This is a genomic window from Agromyces binzhouensis (genome assembly GCF_004135055.1).
Lineage (GTDB): Bacteria > Actinomycetota > Actinomycetes > Actinomycetales > Microbacteriaceae > Agromyces > Agromyces binzhouensis.
Genome location: NZ_SDPL01000802.1, coordinates 1 through 601 on the forward strand (window position 1 = coordinate 1; position 601 = coordinate 601).

At 74.7% G+C, this 601-nt stretch carries 1 protein-coding gene and 1 pseudogene; both read right to left on the bottom strand.

Annotated elements, in window-relative coordinates:
* Positions 1-124 precede the first annotated feature (124 nt).
* Entirely contained in the window at positions 125-430 is a 306-nt protein-coding gene (gene paaB, locus ESO86_RS18330; protein ID WP_067948099.1) for a 1,2-phenylacetyl-CoA epoxidase subunit PaaB, read from the bottom strand.
* Positions 431-491: 61 nt separating this feature from the next.
* Positions 492-601 (bottom strand): annotated as a pseudogene (locus tag ESO86_RS20045) (1,2-phenylacetyl-CoA epoxidase subunit PaaA); the annotation flags it as partial.

Consider the following 601-nt stretch of genomic DNA (forward strand, 5'->3'; position numbering starts at 1 on the left):
CCGAGCGCGTACGCGGCGACGTCGGCGGATGCCGCGCGGCCCGCCCCGGCCGACTCGCCGGCGAGCTCCTCGGCGAGCGCGACGCGGTCGACCGTGACGTCGCCGTGCGGATCGAGGTCGCCGCTCACAGGTGCTTCACCCCTTCGGACTTCGTGTAGTAGACCGCGTGGCGGTAGTTCTTGCCCGCGGGGCTCTCGAAGAACGCGCCCTTGGCGTCGGGGTCGCTCGTCGTGACGGCGTCGGCGGGCACGACCCAGATCGACACGCCCTCGTTGCGTCGGGTGTACAGGTCGCGGGCGTTGCGCACGGCCATGTCGGCGTCGGGTGCGTGCAGCGATCCCACGTGCACGTGGCTCAGGCCGCGGTTGGCGCGCACGAAGACCTCCCACAGGGGCCAGGCCTCGGTGCCGGTCTCGCCGGGGGTGCTCATCTCGTCTCCTCGTCTCGGTCCGCTCCGTCGCGGATCGGGGGTCCAGTGGTGGTGCCGCCCGTCAGGCGGCGGTCGCCGCCTTCGCGGCCTGCTTGCGGGCGTACTCGGCGGCGGCCTCGCGGACCCACGCGCCGTCCTCGTGGGCCTCGCGGCGGCGGCGGAGCCGCTCGG

Excerpts from the sequence above, each read along its gene's own strand:
- paaB (WP_067948099.1), bottom strand. The coding sequence starts at position 430 with ATGAGCACCCCCGGCGAGACCGGCACCGAGGCCTGGCCCCTGTGGGAG.